A 22,610-nucleotide genomic window follows, 5' to 3' on the forward strand; every position below is an offset into this window, starting at 1 on the left:
TGCACTGAAGATATCAAAAAGCCGATCTCATGATCGGCTTTTTTGTTGCTGTTAACTGATACTGAAAAGCTAAAGTAATCAGTGGAACGGATACCAAAATAAGCTGGTGGATTCAACGCGGTGGAAAATACCAAAACCAAGTATTGCTACAATAATGACTAAAGCAATGACATCATTTTTAGTCATTGGTTTTAAGCTATACCAAGTACGCTTTTTATTGCGACCAAAACCTCGTAAAGTCATTGCATTGGAAATGACATCTGCACGATCTAAGCTTGAAAAAATTAATGGGCCAAGAATCTTTGCTACATTACGGATACGTGTCATCACTGGTGCATTTTTTGAAATATCCACCCCACGTGCTTGTTGAGCATGCATAATATTAGTGAAGTCTTTCATCACTTCTGGCAGGTAACGTAAGGTTAAGCTAACAGCGTAAGCAACACGATAAGGTACCCCCAGTTTATTTAAACTTGCTGAAAACTCTGTTGGATGAGTGGTGAACACAAACACCAATGCGATCGGGAACATGCTGAAATATTTTAGTGTCACTGTTAACAAGTAAAACAATGTTTCAAGCGTAATATCGTAATGACCAAAGAGATGGATCAGAACGGTTTTACTGTGCATATAATCGGTGCCTTGCTGCGGTGCAATCAAGAACATAAATAATGCGTTCATCAGTAAAACGACAGCTGTACCCATGAGTAACGGTTTATAAACCTTAAAAGGTATCTGGGTTTCTTTAAGTAAGAACAGACCTAAAATAATCAATCCACAAATAACACGTAGATCGAACGTCAATAATACCATGGTAACCCAAGCCATAAAGAGAATGAGTTTAGTAATACCGTTTAGCGAGTGTAGCCATGAATGGGTATTAATATAACTAATACCAAATTTGAATTTATTGGTTTTCATGATTATTTCGTTTTTGCTTCGTGCTCAATAAAACAACGGATGAAGTTGTCGATACGTGTAATGCCCATAGCCTCAGCTAAAGTGTAAAGGCTTGTCACTGTTAAGTTAGCTTTATCAAGTAGGGTTGGCTGGCTAAATATACGGTAGACACTGTCATCTGCTAGCAATTGGCTGTCAGCAATAACAATGGCGCGCTGTGTGTATTCCAGTACTAAATGCATATCATGCGAGATAATAATGATGGTAATACCAAGCTTTTCATTAAGCTCTTTAATGAATGCCATCATTGCGGTGTAGTGGTGGTAGTCTTGTCCTGCTGTTGGCTCGTCAAGGATCAACAGTTCAGGCTCTAACACAAGCATAGTCGCAATAGTTACACGTTTCTTTTGGCCAAAACTCAGTGCATCAATCGGCCATTCACGGTAACGACCTAAGCCACAGAGCTCAAGCATGTGATTAACTTTGTTTTTTACTGTATTTTCGTCAACACCACGGTTACGAAGCCCAGATGCGACTTCATCGAAAATCATGTGGTGTGAAATCATATGATTGGGGTTTTGTAATACCACGCCAATTTTATGGCTGCGTTCAAAGATAGAACAACTGGCGAGATCATTACCGTTTAACGAAATAGTACCGCTATCTTGCTCCAATACTCCCATGATTAAACGGGTGATGGTTGACTTGCCCGAACCATTTTTTCCCATAATCGAAACAAATTCACCTTTATGGACATTAAAGCTAACATCATTAAGGGTGTTTTTTACGCCATCATAGGAGTAAGACAAGTTTTTCACGCTCAATAATACTTCGCTAAGCTCAGGCTTTTGTACTGGCGCCACCTGATGAAACCATTGCTCTAGTTGTGGCTTAAATTTATCTAGCGAAAGGGTAGAGAAATAAGCGGGGTGATCGTCTTTTGAAAGTGTACAACCCGCCGCTTTAATAGCAGAAATATATAAAGGTTCACGTATACCGTGCTGCTCAAGCACCGTACTTGCTAATAATTCGTCAGGCGTCATATCTGCAACAATTTCACCACGATTCATCATAATGATGCGATCAACGGGACGATGGAGCACATCCTCTAAACGGTGTTCAATGATAATCACTGTTTTGCCTGTATCTTTATGCAGCTTATCAATGATCTCTATTGCGGCTTTACCTGTTTTGGGATCAAGGCTTGCTAAAGGTTCATCAAATAACAGGATATCAACATCATCAACCATCACACCGGCTAAAGATACACGCTGTTTTTGACCTCCACTTAAATCAAATGGAGAGTGGTCAATAATCGCGTTCAAATCAATCATGTCAGCCGTTGCTTGCACAATATCGTGCATCTCTTTTTGTGGGATCATTTGATTTTCGAGCGCAAAAGCAATGTCTTCGCCGACACTTAACCCTACAAACTGACCATCAGTATCTTGCAATACTGTACCAACCATACTTGTACAGTAGTCGAGGCCCATTTTTTGAGTATCTTGCTGATTAATAGTGAGTGTACCTGAACAATCACCTTTGATTGCATATGGAATGAGACCATTAAGACATTGTCCCAATGTTGATTTACCACTACCACTAGGGCCAACAATCACGACTTTCTCACCAGCGTTAATGGTGAGATTGATATTTTTTAATGTTGGCTTTTCAAGTGCCCAATATTTAAATGAAAAATCAGTAAATTGAATAGCCATGCTTAATATGCCTCTTTGAGGTTGTAGCTTTGCTGTTTACGTTTAGCAACAGATGTCAAAATAAAGTGTCCCACAACGGCAATTAACGTTGTGTTACCTGCCGCAATAATGACAAGTTGCGCTAAGACTTTGGCAAAAGGTTCGGCATAGAGAATTGAGTCTAAAAAGGCAGAGCAGCCATAACCAATCACATTGCCTAAGAATGCGAGTACTACAAATAGAGTGAAATCAAGTTTAGAAAAAAGGCCTTTTTCCAAGCGTTCGCGGGTGAGTTTAGGATATAAGCCAATGATCATACCAACGATTCCAGAGCCTAAAACCCAAGTGAACCAAACTCCCCATCCGGCAAACAGATCTGTTACCCAGTGGCCGATAAAACCAACAAGAAAGCCAACTAATGGGCCAAATAGAACAGCGAATAGTGCCAGTACAGCCATAGCTGGCTTTAAAGTTGTGTTTGCAAAAACAGGAATACCAAACATAGGTAACCCCCCAATGCCGTAAAGTGCAGCACCGATAGCAATCAGAACAACCGTTTTGGCTGAAAGACTCATAACTAAACCTTGTAAACTCTTGATAATTATTCAACGAATATTGAACAACACATATAAAAACTGGATTCGCGTATGCTTTATGGTTAAGTAAATGTCACCGGTTCAGCAGCCATGCCAAAGTTGGTGATAATCAATAGCAAGTTATGCTAAATGTTGTCACTCAACGCGAATAATCCATTATAAAACAAGAGCGGTGTCGGCCTAATTTCTGAGTTCGAGATATCGAAAAAAGAGTAGAACCAAAAGCGGCGCACATAATACTCTATTAAGTAAGCGATGGGAATGCTTTACATCTAGACGTCTAAAGAATGAACGACTTTATTTAAATAAATATTCAAAACTAAAATTTAGTCAGTATTTGCTGTTATTTTATTCAATGTTTCAATACGTTATAGAGTAGGTAAAACGCGATTTTTACAATGTGTTCGTTGTTTGTATAGGTTATGGATCTTGATGTAAAAACTGGAGTCATAGAGATTTAAGAGGTTGATGTACATTCGTTATTGGTGTTTTTTTGCGCTTATTTTTCTATTCGAGTTAAAAAAAATCACATAATCAATTACACTCAATGGAGTGGAGAGAGCAAAAGTCATTTCGAAATTAGCATTAGTTCTAAATTTTATAAATCATAAATGATGTAACAAACTGTTATTTGATTGATAATTATAACTAATTGGAAATATTATATTTTCCGCTTTATTTTTTTTTCCAAATAGGAAATAATCAATGTGCACACTTTATTTTGAAGCGTGTAATAAAACAACTTATTGTCAAGCTTTAACTTAATACTAAACTTTGCTCTGATACACAGAATCAGCAATTGGCGAAGTGTTAAGTTAAGGTAGAATTATGTAGTAGCTATCCTGCCATTCTGGCTGGGTGCAGAGCCAAATCATTGGAGATACAGCTTGATTAATGTATTCCTTGTAGATGATCACGAACTGGTTCGCACAGGGATTAGACGTCTTCTTGAAGATGTCCGTGGTATTAAAGTGGTAGGAGAAGCCATCAGTGGTGAGGAAGCCGTAAAATGGTGCCGTAGCAATCATGCCGACATTATTCTTATGGATATGAATATGCCTGGTATTGGTGGACTTGAAGCAACCCGTAAGATTTTACGATTCAATCCCGATGTAAAAATTATTGTTTTAACAATTCATACCGAAAACCCATTTCCAACAAAAGTCATGCAAGCCGGTGCTGCGGGCTACTTAACGAAGGGAGCGGGACCTGATGAAATGGTTAATGCGATAAGAATGGTAAATAGTGGCCAGCGTTACATTTCACCTGAAATTGCGCAGCAGATGGCGTTAAGCCAATTTGCTTCAAATTCTGAGAATCCTTTTAAAGAGCTTTCTGAGCGCGAACTTCAGATAATGATGATGATAACGAAAGGACAAAAGGTAACAGATATTTCGGAGCAATTAAATTTGAGTCCGAAAACCGTTAATAGCTATCGCTATCGTTTGTTTAACAAACTGGATATTAGTGGTGATGTTGAATTAACGCATCTTGCCATTCGACATGGAATGCTTGATACAGAGACGTTATAGTGTCAGATGTTCCAAACGAAAAAAGTTTTGATCCTCAAGCTTTTCTGAAAACAGTAACACACCAGCCAGGCGTCTATCGTATGTATGACGCTACTGGTGTGGTTATTTATGTCGGTAAAGCAAAAGATTTAAAAAAACGTCTCTCTAGTTATTTTCGAACTAATGTTGCGGGTGAAAAAACACGTGCTTTAGTTAAAAATATCTGCAATGTGGATGTGACGGTAACCCATACTGAAACTGAAGCACTTATCCTTGAACATAACTATATCAAGCAGTATTTACCTAAATATAATGTATTACTGCGTGATGATAAGTCTTATCCTTATATTCTTCTAAGTGCAAGCAAGCATCCACGCTTGTCGATTCACCGTGGTGTTAAGCGTCGCAAAGGTGAATACTTTGGCCCATATCCTGATGCAGGTGCAGTACGCGAAAGCTTGCATCTTATGCAAAAAATCTTTCCGGTTCGTCAGTGTGAAGACTCAGTATATGCTAATCGAAGTCGTCCATGTTTGATGTATCAAATTGGGCGTTGCTCTGGGCCATGTGTCGAAGGGTTGATCAGCGATGATGATTATCAACAGCAAGTGCAATTGGTACGATTATTTTTACAGGGTAAAGATCGCCAAGTGATTAGCATTATGGTTGAGAAAATGGAGCAAGCAAGCCAAGCGTTAGAGTTTGAGCAAGCGGCACGATATCGCGACCAAATCCAAGCACTAAGGCGTATTCAAGAGCAGCAGTTTGTAAGCCAAGACAATGAAGATGATATTGATGTCATTGGTATTGCGCACAGTAATGGGCTTGCATGTATCCATGGTTTATATATTCGTCAAGGTAAGATCTTAGGTAGTCGCAGTTATTTTCCTAAAGTGCCAATTGATGCAACGTTAACAGAAGTTCTCTCAGGGTTTGTTACTCAATACTATTTCAACCAAGTTGAAGGTCGAGTGATCCCGAGTGTCATTTTATTAAGTGAAACACTGGGAGAAGAAGGTGAAATTATTGCTAAAGCGTTAACGGAAATGGCTGGGCGTACTATCATTTTTAAATACAATCCACGAGGAACTCGTGCTCAGTATTTAAAATTGGCAAAGACGAATGCAGAAACCGCACTGACAAGCAAAATTAATCACCGTTTAACGATACAAGAGCGTTTCTTTGCTCTGCAACAAGCTTTAAACTTAAAGCCGATTTCACGTATGGAATGTTTTGATATTAGCCATACTATGGGTGAAAAAACGGTTGCCTCATGTGTTGTATTCAATCAGGAAGGGCCATTAAAGCAAGAGTATCGTCGTTATAATATAACGGGTATTACGGGTGGTGATGATTACGCAGCAATGGCACAAGTTTTGGAGCGTCGTTACAGCAAAAATATGGAATTAGATAAAATTCCAGACATAATTTTCATAGATGGCGGTAGAGGTCAGTTATCAACAGCGTATGATGTAGTGAAGCCGTATATTGCTGATTGGCCAAAACGACCTTTGTTTGTCGGTGTGGCAAAAGGTACGACACGTAAGCCTGGTTTAGAAACGCTCATCTTTGTTACAGGCGAAGAGTTTTCTATGCCAAGTGATTCACCAGCGTTGCATTTGATCCAGCATATTCGTGATGAAAGCCATAACCATGCTATTAGTGGTCACCGCGCCCAACGTGCAAAAGTTCGTAAGCGTAGTAGCCTTGAAGATGTAGAAGGTATTGGGCCTAAACGACGTCAAGCGTTGCTCAAATATATGGGTGGTATGCAAGAACTGAAGAAAGCAAGTAAAGAAGAAATTGCTAAAGTACCTGGTATTAGTCCTGCTTTAGCAGAAAAAATAGTCGATGCATTGCAACATAATTAGTTCGCTGCACTTTTTTGGTTTAATTTACTGATAAATTCGCACCTAAGCAGACTTTGGAGTAGGCTAGGGAAGTAGATTGAACTCTGATTTTGAACATAAGAATAATATTATGCGTTTATCAATACCTAACATCTTAAGTTTCGTTCGGCTCATGCTTATCCCATTTTTTGTTATTGCCTTTTATGTGCCGTACGAGTGGTCTGCTTTTGCAACAGCGTTAATTTTTTGGGTTGCGGGTGTCACCGATTGGTTCGATGGCTACCTTGCTCGTAAATTAAATCAAACAACTCGGTTTGGTGCTTTTATTGATCCTGTTGCTGATAAACTCATGGTAGCAACGGCCTTAGTACTCGTGGTTGAGCATTATCATTCAGTATGGGTTACGATCCCTGCTGTCACTATGATTGGTCGTGAGATTATTATTTCAGCATTACGCGAATGGATGGCAGAAATTGGTAAACGTGCAAGTGTTGCCGTTTCTTGGGTAGGGAAAGTGAAGACTGCCTCTCAGATGTTTGCTCTATTATTGTTGTTATGGCATCCGCATGAATACGTTGTATGGTTAGGTTATGTATCTTTGTATGTTGCAATGGTATTAACGTACTGGTCAATGGTGCAATATTTAAAAGCAGCCAAAGGTGATTTGCTTAACGCAGAAAATCACTAGTAAGTCCTATTTTTGAAAAAGGCCTGATTAATCAGGCCTTTTTTATATCTCGAGTATTTGTTAATACCCCCTCTCTTAGTTATATTGAGTGAAAATCAAACGATTAAGGATGAGGGATCAGCGCAGTGGAATATGCTCAAGAATACTCAAAGAAAGAAAAAGCGGTTCGGATCTTGGCTGGAGTATTCGTTGGGAGCGTCATTTACTTTCTTCATACAATCTGGCTGATACCTATTATTAACGATGTTCTATCTCGTCCACATTGCTTTGAATGGTTGGGGTTTAATCTCGCTGATTATTTTTGGTATTTAGTGATGGTTGGTGTGCCACTATTTGCTTTTACGATGAGTTGGATATTGATACCGCGAGCTATCGCTGGAATTCGTGAAGGGCGCTTTCCACCTAAAGCCGTAAAAGTCTATCGACCAACGAAAGTAAAAACAGGATTTTTGGCTGGGTTAGTATCAGCTATGCACTTATCAATTCCCTTCTTACTTTAATTACTTGCTGCTTGGGGGTATCTACAAGCTCCTCATTTTCCTACTTTTGATAAGCAAGCGTTAGATCCTAACCTGTGTATAAAAGATAATGCTCATTAATGTTCAACATGCAGATTTATCACTCTTTCTTGTTGAAATTATATAATCTGCATGTTGATTTCTTGTCTTAATGGCAAGCTAATCTTCATCGTTACTATTAATAATGGTGACAGGACCATAATAATGATGGTGGTGGTGAGTGGTATAATGGTGGTGATGTGTACCTTTATGTGCAGCTCCTGTTCCACCGTGAATATGATGTCCATGAGAGGGTTCATGGCCGCGATATTCTTCATGATCTTTATTATGTTTATGCTCTACATCATCATCGTAACGGTGTTCCATTTTTTCATGCGTTGAACTTTTAGTTTTTTGAGTAGCCATAAATGCCTCTGTTATCAGTAGATTTCGTTTATTAGTCTAGTTCATAACTTTAAAAACGTCGGTACATTTGCTGCTTATATTAAGTGTTAAATATTTTTCATATGTTCATAGCATCTCGGCGTTTAATGTCTTTGTGACCATCTTCTGACACACCGCTTTTCCAATAACTGCTAATGTAAATGAACTCTCTTTCAACGTTTTTTTCATTGCGAAAATATTGTCGTAGTTCACGCATGGTATCGAATTCACAGGCTGACCAAACAGAAACCTTGCCATCTTTCCAAGGTAATGATGTGGCAGTATCTGCTAGCGATTCAGAGGCTGTTATCCATATCACTTTAATATCTTCAGGCTTAGATAATTCCTGTATATCCTCTTTATCAATAACTTGAATAACGACGTATCCCTTCGCATCTATTGGCAGCCTTTGTATTTTTGTCGTTAATGATGGTAGCGCGGTCATATCGGCAACCATAAAAAACCAATCTGCATCATGATTGAGGTCTTTAATTTCCCCCGGGCCTAATAGACTAATTTTATCGCCTAATGATGCTTGCTTCGCCCATTTAGCGGCATAGCTGTGATCGCCTTGATCTGTATTATGACGAACAAAATCGACTTCAATACTATTTTCTTCTGGAATATATTTTCTAATCGTATAGGTACGCATCACTGGTCGTTGCCCTTTCGGCACAAGACTAATATCAGTACTGCCATTTTCAGCAAAAAGTAATTTTATGTAGTTTCCTGCACTATTCTTAGAAAATGCTGATAAGCACTCTCCTTGTAAGGTGATTCGTTGCATATTGGTTGTGATAGTTTTGCTGTGTATTACTTTTACTTCGTTATTCATGTTTCACCAATTGAGAATGGTTTTTATTTATATTAACAAGGCTCTGTGCAATAAGATATTTTATTTACTATTTTTTACGTAGATGGATAACAGTAATTATTTGAACGAATATCTATATTTATTCCCTGTAAGTGACAGATATAATAAATAAAAACATTGTTCGATATTGGGTGGTTTATGTTTAAAAATAAAACAGTGCTAGTACTAGCTGGCGCACAAGGAATTGGTAAGGCATGTAGTAAGTTATTGGCCTCTCAAGGCGCCAATGTCTATGTTGCTGATTGGAATATTGATGAGGCAACAGCGACGGCTAATGAAATTACCAAAAATAACGGTAAAGCAACGGGGATGTTTTTTAATGCGTTCGATAATGATTCTTACGCGCCGTTGATTGATTCTATTCTTGAAAAAGAAGGAAAGATTGATGTGCTGGTTAACAACTTTGGCGGTGTAGATTTACGTAAAGATCGTGACTTAGCCCATACTGAAGTGGTTGATTGGGAACAGAATATGCTTGCTAATATAAATAGCGTATTTATTCCATCAAAAGCAGTTATTCCAACGATGGTTAAACATGGTGGTGGGAGCATTGTAAACATCTCATCACTGTCTTCTTTAAGTGCTGAAATGTCGAGCATCTCTTACGGCACGGCAAAAAATGCCATTAACCATATGACACGTCAAATCGCGATTCAATACGCGAGTTTTGGTATTCGTTGTAATGCAGTACTACCAGGAATGATTGCGACAGATGCTGTGAAAAATAATTTAAACCAAGAGTTTATTGATAATTTCTTAGCGACGCAGCCAATTAAACGTATGGGGGAGCCTGAAGATATTGCTAATGCGGTGAGTTTCTTAGCAAGTGATCTGGCAGGTTTTATTACAGGTGTTTGTTTGCCGGTTACAGGTGGTATGAATATCGCGCCAGCACGCTATTACTTTGATGCAGATAAAGTGAGCTTCTGAGTTTTACTTATTAGTTCATCACGTTAATTTTCTATACTGATCAAACGGCTCAATGTGCAGCCGTTTTTTTATAACTATTCGTGTATAACTAGAAAAGGGTAGTGATCAACAAATTAAGGAGTGATGATGATCCCGATTGATTCTTCGATTGTAGCGGGCGTTGCGTTATCAGAAATTGATGGCGTGATGAAGATGCTACTCATGAAGCGTGTTAAAGGTGGATATTGGTGTCATGTTGGCGGTTCTATCGAAGGTGATGAAACGGGTTGGCAAGCCATTGTCCGTGAGTTTAAAGAGGAGACCCAAATTGAAGTGGTAGATCTTTATAACGCCCAATATCTGCAACAGTTTTTTGAAGCCAACGTTAATGTGCTGCAAATTATTCCTGTTTTTGTGGTGATGTGCCCTCCAAATCAAGCCGTAACACTTAATCACGAACATACAGATTATCAATGGTGCACACTAGAAGAAGCAAAAGCACTAACGCCATTTCCCAATCAGCACCGTGTTTTTGATCATGTATGGGCCTATTTTGTTGATAAGCCGATTGAATCTCTTTTTAAAGTAGATATTAAGCAGAACATTCCAGATTATTGAGGAAATTAAAAATATGGGAAAAGTGATATTAAAAGGATTTATTGTCGTTCCTGAAGAAGAACTTAATCTTGTTAGCAAAGCACTTGAGAAGCACGTCGAATTAACAAAGCAAGAGCCCGGCTGTCTAGTGTTTAATGTTTATCAACGTTCACATTCTCCTTGTTATTTTGATGTTTATGAAGAGTTTTCTAGTAATACTGCGTTCGAACATCACCAAAGGCGAGTCAAAGCATCTGAATGGGGGAGAGTCACTTCAAATGTTGAACGCCATTATGAGGTGTGGCAAACCGAGAACGAATAGAAAAGGATAATTCAATGGAGTTTTTGCTTCCCTATAAAATGACAATTTGGGTTATTGGCTCTTTGGGATTGTTGTTACTATTGCAATTAATCGTATTAGATATTGCTATTCTTAGTCAAAAGCATATCCCTGGTTTTACTATTGAAGCTAACCATGAACACTTTTTATTTCGTGCTAATAGAGCATTAGCTAATAGTAATGAAAGCCTTGGGATCTTTATTGTATTCGTTTTGTTTGCATTATTTTCTCAGCCCATTGCTCACTGGATTAATGGCTTCGCTGTGGTTTATTTATTCGGACGAATAGGGCATATGTTGTGTTATTACTTTAATTTAAAAGTATTACGCAGTATCTTTTTCGCGGTGAGTTTACTGGGGCTTATTGGACTATTTGTTACTGCAGTTATTGCTTGGCTGTAAATTGAGTTATTTTGCTTGTAAAAATGATCGTCACAAACGTATTAAAAAAGGCACTAGTAATAAACTTTAGTGCCTTTTATTTGATTGCGTTAGCTTACCTTACGGTTTACTTGATATTGATAAACTTTTGGATAGCTTTGTGTTTCTATCTCTTGTTTTGCTTTAAACCAATTTAAGCGATGAGTGAGGGTCGTAACACTACCTATCACAATAAGCGCTGGGCTTTCAGCCTCTTTGGCTAATATCTCTAAGTGTGCTAAATCACCAGTATGTACTTGTTGTTGTGAACTGGTACCACGTTCAATAATAGCAATAGGTGTTGCCAGCGACATGCCATACGCACTGAGTTTATGGCGAATAACATGGCTCTGGTTTAACCCCATATAAAAGACTAAAGTGTGGTTAGCGCGAGCCAGTGATGACCAGTCAATTTGATCTTTCCCTTCTTTTAAATGGCCTGTGATAAATTGAACGCTTTGTGCATGATCGCGATGGGTTAATGGAATACCAGAATAAGCCGCACAACCTGATGCGGCCGTAATACCAGGTACCACTTCAAAGGGAATATTAAACGGCAATAAGGCTTCTAGTTCTTCGCCACCTCGACCAAAAATAAACGGGTCACCGCCTTTAAGTCTAACCACTAATTTTCCGCTGAGTGCCTGCGTTACCAGAATTTGGTTTATGTCACCTTGCGGTACACAGTGATTTCCTGCTTCTTTGCCCACAAAAATGCGTGCACAATGTTGAGGGAATAGTTCAACAATGTCGTTAGATACAAGGCGATCATAGACAATGACATCAGCCTGTTGAATACAACGTAATGCTTTTACTGTTAACAAATCAGGATCACCAGGACCCGCACCTACAAGTATTACTTTACCGATAGCAGCAGGTTCTTCTTCTGAGGTTGGCAGTGAAAACACAGTTTCATTCGTTGTCATTCTATTAGCTCCAGGCTGATTTTTATTTTAGGTTGTCAATTAAGCGGCTTGCTGTTGCGGTTCTGTTTTCTGCGCAGAGCCTAAATATGGGCGTTGGTTACGCGGTGTGGCGAACCAGTAGCCTAAGCCCATAAATACAACACCTGAAATTGTATTACCTAGCGTTACCCAGAATAAGTTATGACCAATTCCCGCTAGGGTGAATGCTTCCTTATGTTGACCAAACCATGAAAGAGCAAAGATGGTCATGTTAGCAATAGAGTGCTCATATCCTGATGCGATGAAGGCCAGTAAGCACCACCAAATAGCAATAAATTTAGCTGAGCCTTCAACACGCTGGCACATCCAAATGGCTAAACACACAAGCCAGTTACATAAAATACCTTTAAATAAAAGTACCGATGCTGAAGCGTCTGTTTTTGCAAGAGCGACGTTATTTAATAAGCTATTTGCATCAGGTAATAGTTTTCCGCCACCTGCGTAGAAAAACAGTAACGCGACGCCAACTGAGCCCAGTAAGTTTCCCATCCATGTTTGTGGTAAAACGCGAAGTGTATCAGCGACAGTGATTTGGCCTGTTTTAACACCAAAAGTTAAAAACATAGTGTGTCCGGTAAATAACTCAGAGCCCGCAATAATTACGAGGGTAAGAGCAATACCAAAGGTCGCTCCCATAACAAGTGGGCGAATAGAGGGATCAACCATATTGCCTAAAGTGAAAATCAGAATGATGCCAAGACCAACATAAGCCCCCGCCATGGCTGAGCTTAACCAAAACCCGAATTTTTCCTTATCTGCAAATTCAACGATACGTGCGGCATTGGCTGAACATTTTTTAATTGTGTCTGCGTACATAGTTTTGTCCCTGTATAAAATTAAACTCTTTGGCATAAATAAGTTCGGTACTGGGCTTGTTACTTATGCCAAAAAGTGGGAAGTAGCACTGAGGCTAGTTCCCATTCTTATCGTTACAGTTGGACTAACACATTGCCGTCTTTGACTGTGACTTTGTAGCTTTCAATGTTCATTGCAGAATTTTCTAAGCAACGACCGTCAAGCAGTGAAAAGCGTTGTTTTTTTAATGGGCTAGCGACCCATAATTCATCTTGGTGCTGGCAAATAAGCCCGCGAGATAACACATTGGACTTTGAAAACGGATCCATATTATTTATCGCAAACAGTTGTTCGCTATGATCGGGACGAAAGATGGCAACTTGCTTGTCTTCAATAAGGGCGCACACGCCAGTACCAGGGATTAAATCGTCTAATTGGCATGCAGTGATCCAAGAACTCATACATTCTCCTCCAATGAAATGGTGTAAGTGTTGGCTTTTTCTTCGTTAGATGCAGGACGATGTTGGTCACGGCTAGGTACAAACACGACATTATCATCACGCTTATCGCTGTTAATAAAGTGACTAAAGCGTTTTAGTTGCTGTTCGTTATCTAACGTATTTGACCATTCACAATGGTAAGAGCTAATCAGCTTTTCAATATCAGCTTCAAGTTGATCGTTAATACCCAGTTTGTCGTTAATGATCACTTCACGAAGGTATTCAACACCACCATCAAGGCTTTCTAACCATGTTGATGTTCGCTGAAGTTTGTCAGCTGTACGTACGTAGAACATGAGGTAGCGGTCAACATATTTGATTAAGGTGTCGTGGTCGAGATCGGCTGCCAGCAAATCACCATGGCGTGGTTTCATACCACCGTTACCACCAACATACATATTCCAACCTGCATCTGTTGCAATAAGACCTAAGTCTTTGCCCTGTGCTTCTGCACATTCACGAGTACAACCTGATACACCAAACTTCATTTTGTGAGGGGTACGAATACCTTTGTAGCGGTTTTCTAATTCAACACCTAAGCCGACACTGTCTTGCACACCAAAACGGCACCATGTGCTTCCGACACAGGTTTTGGCCATACGTAGCGCTTTGGCATAGGCTTGGCCTGTTTCAAATCCTGCTTCAATTAAACGTTGCCAAATGGCAGGTAAATCATCTTTCTGTGCGCCAAATAAACCGATACGTTGTGCGCCTGTGATTTTGGTATATAAATTATAATCATTAGCGACTTGTGCGACGGCGAGCAATCCTGCTGGTGTTACTTCACCGCCAGCCATACGAGGGATCACTGAATAAGTGCCATCTTTTTGCATGTTGCCAAGGAAAATGTCGTTGGTATCTTGCAATGGGGTATTTTGAGGCGTTAGTACATAATCATTCCAGCAAGAAGCCAAAATAGAGCCAACGGTTGGCTTACAGATTTCACAGCCGTAACCTTTACCGTATTTCGCTAATAGTTCATCAAATGACTTGATCTCTTCAATACGGATCAAGTGGAATAACTCTTGGCGAGAATAAGCGAGGTGTTCACAGAGGTGGTTATTTACTGCAATACCGGCTTTTGCGAGTTCGCTGTTTAGCACTTGCGTGATAAGAGGTAAACAACCGCCACAGCCTGTACCCGCTTTGGTAACGGCTTTGATTTCGCCTAATGTCGTATGTCCTTCAGCAACCGCTGCTGCAATCTTACCTTTAGTCACATCAAAACATGAACACATCACGGCGCTTTCTGGTAGGGATTCCACGCCCATGGCTGGTTTTGCTGCACCCGCATGAGCAGGTAAGATTAAACTGTCAGGGTTTTCTGGTAGCTCAATATTATTTAGCGATAACTGCAAAAGGTTACCGTAATCTGATGTATCACCAACAAGTACGGCTCCTAGAAGATATTTCCCATCTTCAGAAACAATAATGCGCTTATACACTTCTTCTTGTTCGTTTAAATAAACATAGCTTTTACAGTTTTTAGTACGGCCATTAGCATCTCCAATACTGCCAACTTTTACTCCGAGTAGCTTCAATTTGGCGCTCATGTCAGCACCTTCAAATTGCTGCTTTTCTCCTAATAAGTGACCAACCGCGATTTGTGCCATTTTGTAACCTGGCGCCACTAAACCAAAGAACATGTTATTCCAAGAAGCACATTCACCGATGGCGTAAACATCGGCATCTGATGTTTGGCAAACGTTATTAATGGCAATACCACCACGTTGACCTGTTGTTAGTCCACATTGTGTAGCTAATTTATCTTGTGGGCGAATGCCGGTAGAGAACACGATGAAATCAACTTCAAGAGAAGTGCCATCTGCAAATTGCAGGGTATTACGTGCATTTTCACCGGAAGGGATGATCTCTTGGGTATTTTTACCGGTGTGAACATTTACGCCGAGTTGTTCTATTTTGTTTCGTAGTTGTTGACCACCTTGAGGATCAAGTTGCTCAGCCATAAGGACATTAGCAAACTCAATAACATGAGTTTCAACGCCCAGTGCTTTTAGTGCGCCAGCGGCTTCTAAGCCAAGTAGACCGCCACCGATGACAACGCCACTTTTACTGCGTTTAGCGGTTAATTCAATCGCTTTAAGATCTTCGATCGTGCGGTATACAAAACAGTCTTTGTTTTCGCTACCTTTAATGGGTGGAACCCAAGGGTAAGATCCGGTTGCCATGATGAGTTTATCGTAGCGAAGTTCACGACCCGAATTAGAGAGAATAAGCTTTTGTTCACGGTTAATGTTAATGGCGCGTTCGCCGAGCAAAACATTGATTCCATGTTTTTCGTAAAGTCCTTGCTTAACAAGAGAAAGCTCATCAGCTGTATGGTGAGAGAAATAAGAAGATAAATGTACTCTGTCGTATGCGACACGGGGTTCTTCACAAAACACGGTTACTTCGTAGTTTTCGATATTCGATCTATCTATTAATTCTTCGATGTAACGGTGGCCGACCATACCGTTGCCGATAATTGCCAATTTAATTTTGCTCATAAAACCTACTTCACCATACCTTAAATTGGTTGTAGTGTATTAAGACAAAATGTGAAGAAATATGATTTAAATCAAGTAGCATTCTAAATACTACTTTAGTGGTATTTCAGAAAATCAATACGTTAGATTTACGATTTTATAACAAAGCGTCTTCGATTCTATTAGTTTGTATGTTGTTAATTATTTTACCTTATTGAATTATAATGATATTTATATTTATTGGGCTTTTTGTGGGGTAATGTTAAAGGTTGTTTTAGCTCTAGTAACAGTCGAATTATGGCTAAATTTTCGAACATAATTAATTGTAAAAGTTTGTATCTTTTTATTTTTCAATATTGTTTTTTATTAATGGGTTGTGGTATTTTTGCCCAGTCTTAGCTTGAGTAAGATAATAACGTAGTTCATCTAGCAATTACGCAGTAGGTATTTATGCTTATCAGCATAAATAGAAGGGAATTTATACGATGTTCAGTTTTGTAATAGCTGACACATATTTAAGGGACCCAACAGTGGATCTATTATCACTTTCATTTCATTTTGGTTTTCATTTACCGAAATACCGTATTATTACGGAGCCTTGATCGTTCCTGATCAAAAATCACACTAAACATAGAGTTGCATATTACTGCAGGTGCTTATTGCTTCTGCATATTTGTATTTTGAGTGTGGTTTCATCTTTAAAAAATCTTAACTCGGTATTTATATCGTTATTAATATGGTTTTTGCTTATCTTTTGTTACGTTTTTTGTGCAAAAGCTAAGTGATGACAGGAACGAAATATGTCTACACTTTTTAATTTTGGCGACACTGATCTATCAACAACAGTGCCTGTTGTTAATGGTTTATATGACTTAACGCTTGATGAATTGCTATTAAGCCAAGAGCATTATGAATCGGATGTACGTTCATACCCAAGACGTTTACCTTTAGCAATAGCGAAAGCGGCAGGAGTATTAGTTGAAGATACCCGTGGGCAATTATTTATTGATTGCTTAGCTGGGGCAGGAACACTAGCACTTGGCTATAATCACCCAGAAATTAATAAGTCAATTGTTGACCAATTAGAATCAGGTCTACCATATCAAACTCTCGATATCACAACGGTTGCTAAAGATAAATTCATTAAGCAATTGTTGAACTTCCTCCCCGAATCGTTTGCGAATAATGCCTGTGTGCAATTTTGTGGTCCAACAGGGGCTGATGCGGTAGAAGCTGCGATTAAACTTGCCAAACAAACAACAGGTAGAAATACCATGGCAGCTTTTCATGGTGCTTATCATGGAATGACAAATGGCACGATGGCTATGATGGGAAATTTAAACACGAAATCTCGCCGTCAAGGGTTAATGGCTGATGTACATTTCCTGCCATTCCCCTATTCATTACGCTGTCCGTATGGTTTGTCTGGCGATGAAGGCGCAAAACAAAGCTTACGTTATATCGAACGTATGCTGAGTGACGATGAAAGCGGCATCCAAAAACCTGCAGCCATCATTGTAGAGCCTGTTCAAGGTGAGGGCGGGGTTATTCCTGCGCCTGCTTTTTGGCTGCGAGAATTACGTCGAATAACGCAAGAGCATGGCATTCTACTTATCTTTGATGAGATCCAATGCGGTATTGGTAAAACTGGTCACAATTTTGCGTTTGAAGAATCAGGGATCACGCCAGATATTCTTTGTTTATCAAAAGCGGTAGGCGGTGGTTTGCCAATGTCAGTCCTTGTTTTTAATAAAGAGATTGATAGTTGGAACCCTGGAGAGCATACCGGCACATTTCGTGGCAACCAGTTAGCGATGGCAACAGGCGCTAAAACGTTAGAAATTATCGAACGAGACGGTTTAGTTGAGCATGCCCAAAAAGCCGGTATGTATCTGCGTCGCGGTTTAGAAAAAGTGGCAGCACAAACAAGCTGTATTGCTGAAGTGCGCGGTAAAGGCTTAATGTTGGGCATCGAAATTGTCCAATCTGATGGTAGTAAGAATAAGTTTGATGAGCCGATCGCCGATCCTGAGTTAACCGCTGCGATTCAACGCTCTGCATTAGAGCGCGGTTTGATTATTGAAAAAGGTGGGCGTCAAGGCTCGGTATTACGCTTTTTACCGCCTCTTATCATTAGCTTTGAACAAATTGATTTTGTTATTAATACGGTTAAAGAGGCTATTGAGCTCCATGTTGAACCGATTGAACAAGGATTGGTTTTAGAGTCGGATAATAAAGCTAATTGGAAAGAGTACTTTATTCAAACGGGTAAAGGCGGATCTGAGAGCTTTGAAACGGCACTGAATCAAACGACTCAAGTGCTGAAAAAAGTCTTTGAACAAACCAATCAGCCTTATTCGGGGATGGATCCTCAATTATTAAAAACGCTAATTAATGGCATTGATTTAAATCAGCCGCAATCCTCACTTGATGCCGTGATTGATCAAACAGGCGATCTTATCGCGAAGCACTCAATTATGGTGCAACATCCACACTGTATAGCGCATTTGCATACCCCGCCACTTATCCCTGCTATTGCAGCAGAAGCTTTTATTGCCGCATTGAATCAGTCAATGGATTCATGGGATCAGGCCAGTGCAGCAACGTTTGTTGAACAGAAAATTGTTGACTGGTTGTGCGATGTTTATCAATTAGGCCAACAAGCAGATGGTGTGTTTACCAGTGGGGGAACACAAAGCAATCTGATGGGATTATTGTTAGCACGCGATTGGGCGGCCGACACAATCTCTGGTCATAATATTCAGCAACAAGGTTTGCCATCATACGCGGATAAACTACGTATATTATGCTCGAAAAAATCCCATTTCACGGTGCAAAAATCAGCGTCGTTGATGGGGCTTGGTGAACAATCTGTAGTCTGTGTTGATACCAATCCTGATGGCACTATTCAATTAGCATCATTGATTACCACGATTGAAGCATTAAAAGCCGATGATCTTATTCCATTTGCCGTCGTTGGCACTGCTGGGACAACAGATCACGGTGCAATTGATGATCTTACCGGATTGGCAGATATTTCCGCTCGTCACAATCTTTGGTTCCATGTTGATGGCGCATACGGTGGCGCACTGATTTTAAGTCGTCATCAAAGTCGATTACATGGCATTGAAAAAGCGGATTCTTTAAGCGTTGATTTTCATAAGCTTTTCTTTCAACCGATTAGCTGTGGTGCAGTGTTAGTGAAAGATAAAGCGCACTTTAAATACCTGCTCCACCATGCTGATTATCTTAATCGTGAAGATGATTTACTGCCAAATTTAGTGGATAAATCAATAGCAACAACTAAGCGTTTTGATGCTTTAAAAGTGTTAATGACTATGCAAAGCGTTGGCGCTGATGCATTAGGTGAAATGTACGACCATCTTATTAATCAAACGCAGCATGTCGCCGATTTAGTTAATCAACAACCGCAATTTGAGTTATTGGCCGATCCTGCTTTATCTACCGTGCTTTTACGTTTTGTAGGTGAAGGAGCAAACGTAAGTGAGCAGCAGCTTAACCAATTGAATAAACAATTGCGTATAGATGCATTAGTACAAGGACAAGCTGTACTGGGTGAAACTGTTGTTGACGATAAAGTGGCATTAAAGTTCACGATTTTAAACCCGTGTTTAACTATTAACGATTTTAAAACCTTATTGAATAAAGTCTCTCAATTAGGTCAATCGCTATTGTCTTTAACTCAGTAAGACAACCACACAGATAAATGAATTTAGAAGGAAATAAATAATGGCTATTTTACAAATTGGTGCTGGTGGTGTTGGCTGGGTTGTCGCACATAAAGCGGCGCAGAATAATGATGTATTGGGTGATATTACATTAGCTTCCCGTACAATCAGCAAATGTGAAAAGATCATTAGCTCGATTGATAAGAAAAATAATTTAAAAGACCCGACAAAAACAATTCAAGCACGTGCTGTCAATGCAGACGATGTTGATGCATTAGTTGCTTTAATTGAAGACGTGAAACCTGATTTGGTTATTAATGCAGGGCCTCCGTGGGTCAATATGTCGATAATGGAAGCGTGCTATCAAGCGAAAGTTTCTTATCTCGATACTTCTGTTGCTGTTGATTTATGCTCTGAAGGTCAGCAAGTGCCTCAAGCTTATGATTGGCAATGGGGTTACCGTGAGAAATTCAAGCAAGCAGGTATTACAGGCATTTTAGGTGCGGGTTTTGATCCTGGTGTAGTGAGTGTTTTTGCAGCTTATGCAGTAAAGCATTTGTTTGATGAAATCGACAGCATTGATGTAATGGATGTCAATGCAGGTGATCACGGTAAGAAGTTTGCGACTAACTTTGATCCAGAAACCAATATGTTAGAAATCCAAGGCGATTCTTTCTATTGGGAAAATGGTGAGTGGAAACAAGTGGGCTGCCATAGCCGTATGCTTGAATTTGATTTCCCGCTGGTGGGGAAACATAAAGTTTATTCTATGGCACATGATGAAGTGCGTTCAATGCAGGAATTTATTCCAGCAAAACGTATTGAATTTTGGATGGGCTTTGGTGATAAATATCTCAATTATTTCAATTGTATGCGTGATATTGGCTTATTAAGCCCAGATCCACTCACGCTGCATGATGGTACTGTTGTACAACCACTGCACGTTCTTAAAGCGTTATTACCGGATCCAACATCGCTTGCTCCTGGCTATACAGGAAAAACCTGTATCGGTACTTGGGTACAAGGAAAGAAAGAGGGCAAAGAGCGCAGTGTGTTTATCTACAACAACGCTGATCATGAAGTGGCGTATGACGATGTAGAGCATCAAGCAATATCATACACAACGGGTGTTCCTGCTATTACTGCCGCATTACAGTTCTTTAATGGCAAGTGGGCTGATAAAGGTGTGTTCAATATGGAGCAGCTAGACCCAGATCCATTCTTAGCAACAATGCCAACCATTGGTTTAGATTGGCATGTTCAAGAATTGCCTGTTGGTCAGCCTGATATTCACATCTTGAAATAAGACACAGCTAGTTAAGCGAGCTTGTATATAGAAGCAGGCTCGCTTTCTTACTTATATAAAAGAGAAAGCCGTATTGAAAACGCCATATTTCATGATTGATGAGCAGAAGCTGATCAACAATTTAGAACAAGCTAAAAAGTTAAAACAATTATCCGGAGTAAAACTCGTCCTTGCATTAAAATGTTTTTCCACGTGGGGCGTGTTTGATGTCATGAAGCCTTATCTTGATGGTACTACCAGCAGTGGGCCGTTTGAGGTTAGATTAGGTGCTGAAAAGTTTGGTGGTGAAACGCATGCTTATAGTGTGGGATATAGTCAAGAAGACGTAGAAGATGTTCTACAGTACTGTAATAAAATCATTTTCAACTCTGTTTCTCAATTGCAAACTCATCGCCATTTGGCTGACGGTAAAGCGTCTGTTGGTCTACGTTTAAATCCGGGGATAAGTTGTGCAGGGCAAGATTTAGCTGATCCTGCTCGTCAATATTCGCGTCTAGGGGTGCAAGAAAACCTATTAACAAATGAACTGTTTGATGAACTCGATGGCGCGATGTTTCATATGAACTGTGAAAATAAAAGTGCAGATGCGTTTATTGCGTTATTAGACTCTATATCAGAACGTTTCGGGCGTTATCTTGAAAAACTTGATTGGGTGAGTTTAGGTGGCGGTGTTTTCTTTACTTGGCCTGATTACGAGTTAGAAAAGTTAGCTATTGCATTAAAAGCATTTTCAGAGCGTTTTAGTGTTCAGTTATATCTTGAGCCGGGTGAAGCTATTATTACCCAAACGACTGACTTAGTGGTGACTGTGGTTGATATTGTCGAGAACGGTATGAAAACTGCCATTGTAGACAGTGCGACAGAAGCGCATCGGCTTGATACCTTAATTTATAATGAACCCGCAACGATCACAGAATCGTCAAAAGAGGGGAGCCATCAATACGTGATTGGCAGCTGTTCTTGTTTAGCAGGCGATCAATTCTGTGTTGCCAGTTTTGAACAGCCATTAACGATTGGACAGAAATTACATATTGCAGACAGCGCAGGTTATACCATGGTGAAGTTAAATTGGTTTAATGGTTTGCGTATGCCAAGTATTTATTGCCGTCGCAGTAATGGCAGTATCGAAAAACTTAATGAATTTAGTTATGAGGATTTTGCTGCATCGTTATCGCGATCTGCAATCTTATAAGCAAACTAAATTCAAACAATAAGATTGTCTGGTTTTTGATCATTTATGGGCTGATTTATGGTTCGATGTTATGGAATTTAACCAGTTAAATAAAAAGTCATAATTTTTCGTTGACTGATTCTGTAAAATCAGTAAATTACACCACGTACCGCAGCGAGGTGACTCGTTGAGGGCAAAAAATTCTGGAGAAGATAACTTCTTTAGGAATTTTGCGGCGCGTTGGCAGAGTGGCTATGCAGCGGATTGCAAATCCGTGGACCTCGGTTCGACTCCGGGACGCGCCTCCATTCTCTTATGAGAATCTATGCGACACTAGCTCAGCTGGTAGAGCGCAACCTTGCCAAGGTTGAGGTCA

20 protein-coding genes and 1 tRNA gene are annotated in these 22,610 nt (G+C 39.8%); 12 read left to right on the forward strand and 9 right to left on the reverse strand.

What is annotated here, in order from left to right:
- Positions 1–78 precede the first annotated feature (78 nt).
- From C9J46_RS03190 to C9J46_RS03200, 3 genes are read right to left on the reverse strand one after another with little or no spacing between them, the layout of a single operon-like run.
- Positions 79–921, reverse strand: a complete 843-nt coding sequence (locus C9J46_RS03190) for an energy-coupling factor transporter transmembrane protein EcfT (RefSeq protein WP_107246027.1) — start codon at positions 919–921, stop codon at positions 79–81.
- 2 nt (positions 922–923) lie between these two features.
- Positions 924–2,618, reverse strand: a complete 1,695-nt coding sequence (locus C9J46_RS03195) for an ABC transporter ATP-binding protein (protein WP_107246028.1) — start codon at positions 2,616–2,618, stop codon at positions 924–926.
- Between the two features lie 2 nt (positions 2,619–2,620).
- Positions 2,621–3,172, reverse strand: a complete 552-nt coding sequence (locus C9J46_RS03200; protein ID WP_005368393.1) for an ECF-type riboflavin transporter substrate-binding protein — start codon at positions 3,170–3,172, stop codon at positions 2,621–2,623.
- A 908-nt stretch (positions 3,173–4,080) separates the two neighbouring features.
- On the opposite strand from C9J46_RS03200, the gene uvrY reads away from it, so the two are divergent.
- From uvrY to C9J46_RS03220, 4 genes are all read left to right on the forward strand, one after another.
- Complete coding sequence (gene uvrY, locus C9J46_RS03205; RefSeq protein WP_005368391.1) at positions 4,081–4,725, forward strand: UvrY/SirA/GacA family response regulator transcription factor; 645 nt, start codon at positions 4,081–4,083, stop codon at positions 4,723–4,725.
- Positions 4,725–6,575, forward strand: a complete 1,851-nt coding sequence (gene uvrC, locus C9J46_RS03210; RefSeq protein WP_107290550.1) for an excinuclease ABC subunit UvrC — start codon at positions 4,725–4,727, stop codon at positions 6,573–6,575. The genes uvrY and uvrC overlap by 1 nt, the downstream gene beginning before the upstream one ends.
- Before the next feature lie 109 nt (positions 6,576–6,684).
- Entirely contained in the window at positions 6,685–7,242 is a 558-nt protein-coding gene (gene pgsA, locus C9J46_RS03215) for a CDP-diacylglycerol--glycerol-3-phosphate 3-phosphatidyltransferase (protein WP_005368388.1), read from the forward strand.
- 125 nt (positions 7,243–7,367) lie between these two features.
- Positions 7,368–7,742 (forward strand): hypothetical protein, encoded by a 375-nt coding sequence (locus C9J46_RS03220; protein WP_107290551.1) that lies wholly within the window; start codon positions 7,368–7,370, stop codon positions 7,740–7,742.
- A 177-nt stretch (positions 7,743–7,919) separates the two neighbouring features.
- Here C9J46_RS03220 and C9J46_RS03225 read toward each other — a convergent pair whose 3' ends face one another.
- Together C9J46_RS03225 and C9J46_RS03230 are read right to left on the reverse strand one after the other, a co-directional pair.
- Positions 7,920–8,165, reverse strand: coding sequence for a hypothetical protein (locus C9J46_RS03225; RefSeq protein ID WP_107206338.1), 246 nt, complete (start codon positions 8,163–8,165; stop codon positions 7,920–7,922).
- Positions 8,166–8,262: 97 nt separating this feature from the next.
- Positions 8,263–9,018, reverse strand: coding sequence for a siderophore-interacting protein (locus C9J46_RS03230; RefSeq protein WP_107290552.1), 756 nt, complete (start codon positions 9,016–9,018; stop codon positions 8,263–8,265).
- A gap of 177 nt (positions 9,019–9,195) precedes the next feature.
- Here C9J46_RS03230 and C9J46_RS03235 point away from each other — a divergent pair, with 177 nt between their 5' ends.
- The 4 genes from C9J46_RS03235 (at position 9,196) to C9J46_RS03250 (ending at position 11,304) form a co-directional block, all read left to right on the forward strand.
- Positions 9,196–9,987, forward strand: a complete 792-nt coding sequence (locus tag C9J46_RS03235) for an SDR family NAD(P)-dependent oxidoreductase (RefSeq protein ID WP_107246060.1) — start codon at positions 9,196–9,198, stop codon at positions 9,985–9,987.
- Between the two features lie 126 nt (positions 9,988–10,113).
- A complete protein-coding gene (locus C9J46_RS03240) occupies positions 10,114–10,584 on the forward strand; it encodes an NUDIX pyrophosphatase (RefSeq protein WP_107246034.1) in 471 nt (156 codons plus the stop codon).
- Positions 10,585–10,597: 13 nt separating this feature from the next.
- A complete protein-coding gene (locus C9J46_RS03245; RefSeq protein WP_107290553.1) occupies positions 10,598–10,885 on the forward strand; it encodes a putative quinol monooxygenase in 288 nt (95 codons plus the stop codon).
- A 14-nt stretch (positions 10,886–10,899) separates the two neighbouring features.
- On the forward strand, positions 10,900–11,304 hold the full coding sequence (locus C9J46_RS03250) for an MAPEG family protein (protein WP_107290554.1): 405 nt from the start codon (positions 10,900–10,902) through the stop codon (positions 11,302–11,304).
- A gap of 89 nt (positions 11,305–11,393) precedes the next feature.
- Here C9J46_RS03250 and cobA read toward each other — a convergent pair whose 3' ends face one another.
- From cobA to nirB, 4 genes are all read right to left on the reverse strand, one after another.
- The gene (gene cobA, locus C9J46_RS03255) at positions 11,394–12,248 is read right to left on the reverse strand and encodes a uroporphyrinogen-III C-methyltransferase (RefSeq protein WP_107290555.1); all 855 of its coding nucleotides are present in this window, start codon (positions 12,246–12,248) and stop codon (positions 11,394–11,396) included.
- Between the two features lie 39 nt (positions 12,249–12,287).
- Positions 12,288–13,103 carry a nitrite transporter NirC gene (gene nirC, locus C9J46_RS03260; RefSeq protein WP_107246040.1) on the reverse strand — a complete coding sequence of 272 codons (816 nt, stop codon included), beginning with the start codon at positions 13,101–13,103 and terminating at the stop codon, positions 12,288–12,290.
- 113 nt (positions 13,104–13,216) lie between these two features.
- Complete coding sequence (gene nirD, locus C9J46_RS03265) at positions 13,217–13,543, reverse strand: nitrite reductase small subunit NirD (RefSeq protein ID WP_107206345.1); 327 nt, start codon at positions 13,541–13,543, stop codon at positions 13,217–13,219.
- On the reverse strand, positions 13,540–16,089 hold the full coding sequence (gene nirB / locus C9J46_RS03270; RefSeq protein ID WP_107290556.1) for a nitrite reductase large subunit NirB: 2,550 nt from the start codon (positions 16,087–16,089) through the stop codon (positions 13,540–13,542). Before nirB ends, nirD begins: the two co-directional genes overlap by 4 nt.
- A 779-nt stretch (positions 16,090–16,868) precedes the next feature.
- Between nirB and C9J46_RS03275 the strand changes: the two genes are divergently transcribed.
- The 4 genes from C9J46_RS03275 to C9J46_RS03290 all read left to right on the forward strand — a co-directional run bounded on the left by C9J46_RS03275 (position 16,869) and on the right by C9J46_RS03290 (position 22,542).
- The gene (locus C9J46_RS03275) at positions 16,869–19,778 is read left to right on the forward strand and encodes a pyridoxal phosphate-dependent class III aminotransferase (RefSeq protein ID WP_107290557.1); all 2,910 of its coding nucleotides are present in this window, start codon (positions 16,869–16,871) and stop codon (positions 19,776–19,778) included.
- 40 nt (positions 19,779–19,818) lie between these two features.
- The gene (locus C9J46_RS03280; protein WP_107290558.1) at positions 19,819–21,063 is read left to right on the forward strand and encodes a carboxynorspermidine synthase; all 1,245 of its coding nucleotides are present in this window, start codon (positions 19,819–19,821) and stop codon (positions 21,061–21,063) included.
- Between the two features lie 73 nt (positions 21,064–21,136).
- Positions 21,137–22,255 (forward strand): carboxynorspermidine decarboxylase, encoded by a 1,119-nt coding sequence (gene nspC / locus C9J46_RS03285; RefSeq protein WP_255419019.1) that lies wholly within the window; start codon positions 21,137–21,139, stop codon positions 22,253–22,255.
- A 213-nt stretch (positions 22,256–22,468) separates the two neighbouring features.
- Positions 22,469–22,542 (forward strand) — tRNA-Cys (locus tag C9J46_RS03290).
- Positions 22,543–22,610: the final 68 nt, after the last annotated feature.

The sequence above is a fragment of the Photobacterium sp. GB-36 genome (genome assembly GCF_003026135.1).
In the GTDB taxonomy this organism is placed as follows: Bacteria; Pseudomonadota; Gammaproteobacteria; order Enterobacterales; family Vibrionaceae; genus Photobacterium.

What these genes read in the sequence shown, in the direction of transcription:
- C9J46_RS03190 (WP_107246027.1), bottom strand. Translation starts at nt 921, where the DNA reads ATGAAAACCAATAAATTCAAATTTGGTATTAGTTATATTAATACCCAT.
- C9J46_RS03195 (WP_107246028.1), bottom strand. Translation starts at nt 2,618, where the DNA reads ATGGCTATTCAATTTACTGATTTTTCATTTAAATATTGGGCACTTGAA.
- C9J46_RS03200 (WP_005368393.1), bottom strand. Translation starts at nt 3,172, where the DNA reads ATGAGTCTTTCAGCCAAAACGGTTGTTCTGATTGCTATCGGTGCTGCA.
- pgsA (WP_005368388.1), top strand. Translation starts at nt 6,685, where the DNA reads ATGCGTTTATCAATACCTAACATCTTAAGTTTCGTTCGGCTCATGCTT.
- C9J46_RS03225 (WP_107206338.1), bottom strand. Translation starts at nt 8,165, where the DNA reads ATGGCTACTCAAAAAACTAAAAGTTCAACGCATGAAAAAATGGAACAC.
- C9J46_RS03230 (WP_107290552.1), bottom strand. Translation starts at nt 9,018, where the DNA reads ATGAATAACGAAGTAAAAGTAATACACAGCAAAACTATCACAACCAAT.
- C9J46_RS03235 (WP_107246060.1), top strand. Translation starts at nt 9,196, where the DNA reads ATGTTTAAAAATAAAACAGTGCTAGTACTAGCTGGCGCACAAGGAATT.
- C9J46_RS03240 (WP_107246034.1), top strand. Translation starts at nt 10,114, where the DNA reads ATGATCCCGATTGATTCTTCGATTGTAGCGGGCGTTGCGTTATCAGAA.
- C9J46_RS03245 (WP_107290553.1), top strand. Translation starts at nt 10,598, where the DNA reads ATGGGAAAAGTGATATTAAAAGGATTTATTGTCGTTCCTGAAGAAGAA.
- C9J46_RS03250 (WP_107290554.1), top strand. Translation starts at nt 10,900, where the DNA reads ATGGAGTTTTTGCTTCCCTATAAAATGACAATTTGGGTTATTGGCTCT.
- cobA (WP_107290555.1), bottom strand. Translation starts at nt 12,248, where the DNA reads ATGACAACGAATGAAACTGTGTTTTCACTGCCAACCTCAGAAGAAGAA.
- nirC (WP_107246040.1), bottom strand. Translation starts at nt 13,103, where the DNA reads ATGTACGCAGACACAATTAAAAAATGTTCAGCCAATGCCGCACGTATC.
- nirD (WP_107206345.1), bottom strand. Translation starts at nt 13,543, where the DNA reads ATGAGTTCTTGGATCACTGCATGCCAATTAGACGATTTAATCCCTGGT.
- nirB (WP_107290556.1), bottom strand. Translation starts at nt 16,089, where the DNA reads ATGAGCAAAATTAAATTGGCAATTATCGGCAACGGTATGGTCGGCCAC.
- C9J46_RS03275 (WP_107290557.1), top strand. Translation starts at nt 16,869, where the DNA reads ATGTCTACACTTTTTAATTTTGGCGACACTGATCTATCAACAACAGTG.
- C9J46_RS03280 (WP_107290558.1), top strand. Translation starts at nt 19,819, where the DNA reads ATGGCTATTTTACAAATTGGTGCTGGTGGTGTTGGCTGGGTTGTCGCA.